Annotated in this window: 1 pseudogene; it reads right to left on the bottom strand. The window is 67.9% G+C overall.

Annotation, left to right across the window (positions count from 1 at the left end):
* Positions 1-3,378 (bottom strand): annotated as a pseudogene (locus BLW84_RS48290) (hypothetical protein); the annotation flags it as partial.

Here is a 3,378-nt window from a genome sequence, read left to right on the forward strand (position 1 = left end):
CGCCACCGCCGTACCCAACGTCTTGACGAAGGTTTCGACCTGCGGGTCGGCGCCATCGGACCACAAGGCGTCGCGGGAACCGCCCATGCCGAGCAACGGCCTGGGGGAGCCGGGATCGTCGACCTCCACCGCCGGGTAGTCCGAAACCTGCGCAGCCGCGACATCCGGGTCAGGTTCCGTCGTCGCGGCCGGCGGGCCGTCGTCCTGGAAAAGATGCGGATACTTCTGGCGGAGAATCCATTCCGGGTGGACCGAGCGCGTGATGCGGCTAAGCCCCTCGGCATACCGGACCAGAGCCTCAGAACCGGTGAGCTGCTCCATTTCGGCACCGATGAGGGTGCTGGCGGCCTGGGTCTCTTTGGCAACGTCGAAGTCGTCAGGATCGTCGGGATCACGCAGGTCGATCTCCTCGAACAGCCGCCGCCCGTACTGCAGGATGCCGCTGTCGACCTCCAGCTCGTCGGCGGCGTCGAGGATGTCCTGGATCGAGCGCAGCGTCCCGCTTCCACCCGTAACGGCGGGAGGTTCGCTCGCCTCAAGGGCGGCGATGATGTCCATCGCATCGCCACGTACGACGGACCTGTCGGGCTCGTTCTTCAGCCGCCATGCGATGGCGTTCAGCGCCAACCGGTAAGCGGGAATTTCCAGGTCTGGCTCGTCGTGGTCGCTCAGCTCGTCCAGGATGTCGAGAGCCACGTCGTAATCGTCGTCGTCCGGCTGCACCGGCGGTATCCGGCGCGCCGGCGCCGCCTCCGCCCCAGGCATCCCGAAGGATGCGGGAGTGTCGAGGGCTTCGATTACCTCCAGGGCGTCGCTGATGCTGAATTCCCCGACATCGCCAGGGAAAAGGGATGGCGCGGAGGGCGGTGACGGTACCGGCGGCGGGACAGGCGTCGATCGGGTGCCGGGCCACCCCACCTGCAGTCGTCCCAGGGCGCCTTTGATCGCCGCCTCTCCGGACTGCCCGGGGTATCGGTCGGCAGGAGTCACGGCCGGTGGCGCGGCCTGCGCCGCGCTGCGGGGTGCTTCCCGTCCAGTGGTGGAGGTCTCGTCCGATGGCAGCCGCCTTGCCTCGCTCAGCACCTCGGCCAGAAACACGCCGGGAACCAAGCGGTCGGGTCGCATCTGCACCCGCGGCAAGGCTCGACGCAGTTCCAGCTCGCTCACCTCGTACAGCTGGCCCCAGTTCGTGTCCGGCCATGACAACCGCTCGGCCGTCGGCCGCGCGGTACCGAGCTGACGTCCGATCGCCTGCGAGTTGTTGCGAATGTCCCGGATGCTGGCCGCGTCGATGCCGAGCTCGATGAGCTGTTGAGCAGCAAGCTGGGCCAGCGGGGCTTTCAGGTGCAGGTTCGGCGGCTTGTTCTTGAGCTGCTCATCCAGGTTCACCGAGCGGAGCTCTGGTGGCAGGTCCTGGCCATTGCGGTCGCTATCGAGCCTCCTGTACGGCCCAGTGAAATGGTGGACGCTGTCGACGATCTTCTCCGCCAGCCACATCAGATCCTGCGCCAGCGGGTCCGAGATCTGGCGCAGGGCGCGCACCGGCATCGCAGCGGCCTTGCCCTCGCTGACGACCCGCTGCGGGGTCCATGCCTGCGACGGCATCGCCCTCGACTTCGCCCCGGACGCAGCCCCGTCCTGCTCCTGCCGGCCGATTCCCAGGTCGTCGGCCCACCGCTGGACCACCTCAGATGGTGTCCGCGCCGGTTCCTTACGCACCTGGTTGGCCGCGACGAACGTGAGGTTGTTGCTCGAGATGCCCTGCTCGAGCGCGCTGGGCCTGTCGACCTCCTGCCGGACCGCTTTCCGCACCTGCAGCCAGGTGTCCCAGGTCAAGCCCGAGCGTGCCTGTCGCAGGAGCTCCTCGTCGAAACGCTGCCGAGCGGGCGCGGTGAACGAGCCGGGCGGGAAGACCGATCCGTCAGACCGCTTGCCGACCACCAAGATCCTGCTCAGATCACCCAGTATGGCGGGATCGACCGGGCCTCCGTCGGCCAGCCACACCGCCACGTTATTGGCACCGCCCGGTTGGCGCTCAACGACGTAGGCCTCACGCGATTCGCCGTCCAGCACGATCGCGGTCGCGGCGCCACCTTCGTCCGCACGCACCGCTTCGATGACGCCGTTCAGCGTCCCGCCCATGACGACCGGCGCGGTCCACATGCTCTGGCCAAGCTGTGGCGGCTCACCGCCAGGCTCGGCTCGCTTCTTGCCGATCCGCGCGATGCGCGCCTGCCGGATCTCGTCCTCCCGCACCAAAGCGAGTTCGGCCGCGCCGGACTTCACGAACCGGCGAGCGTCGCCGTAACTGAACTGTGCACGCTCCCCCCGCGCGCTCCGCAGCTCCTCGAACCTCGCCGCCCGATCCTCACTCACCGTGGCGACAGCCTGATCGCCAATAAGCGCCGAACCGTCCGCGTCCATCGCGATGGCGTAGACAAGATTGTCGGCGCCAATGCGAGCATCGATGCCGGTCATGTCGTACGACATGCCGTTGTGGTGCCGCGAGACGGCTACGTCGCTGTCACCCACGCGCCGCATGACAAGAGCCTGGTGCCCGGCAGTGTCTACCAGCACCGCGGTCGTACCCTCACCCCGCCACCTGAGCAGGTCTCGGACCTGGGAGAAAGCACCCGGCCCCCGGCCGACCGGAGTGGGCTTCAGCGTCCATCGCTTGGCCGGAGCGTCAGCTGGCAGGGCCCGGACGGCCGCCTGCACATCCTCCATCATCGTCAGGCTCAATGCCGCCAGCAGGTCCGCGTCTTCGGTCGACGGTATATTCGCGTACTCCTCGGCGAGCTGGGAAACCTGCTCGTCCGTCAATGCGGCCTGACGGCCGATGAACGGCCTGCCGTCAGGCAGGTAGGCCACCCCGAACAGCCGCCCCAAACCATCCAGATCGCCAGGTCGCGCCGCCTGGCCGTCGTGCATGCCGAAAATACGGACGCCGTTGCCACGCCGCACCAGGACGAACCCCTTGCGCGTGTCCGGCGCGAACACCAGCGTCCGCACACCGTCGACGTTTGACCCGTATAGCAACTGTCCGACCCGTCTCACCGCCACCAGGCCGTCACCCAGATAAGCGAGCGGGTAATTGGGCATGCCTGGCCCGCCGGGCCGATCGTTGCGCCCCAGTCCCAACGCTTTTGCCTGGTCGACCAGCGCATTGTCGAACCCGGCGAACATGTCGCGGAATCCAGCCAACGTGTACTTGTACTTGTGCGCCACGTCGGAGGACGGCCAGGATGCCGTGATCGCGTCGAACAGTCCTTGGTCTTCCTCCGCCAGCGACGACCCGGCTCCTGCCTCCGGCGGCGCGCCACCGGGGAGCTTGTTCTGCTCTGCCCGCGCGCGCAGTCCGTCCGCGACCCACCGGAG

This window comes from Saccharopolyspora shandongensis, assembly GCF_900106995.1.
GTDB classification, from domain to species: domain Bacteria; phylum Actinomycetota; class Actinomycetes; order Mycobacteriales; family Pseudonocardiaceae; genus Saccharopolyspora; species Saccharopolyspora shandongensis.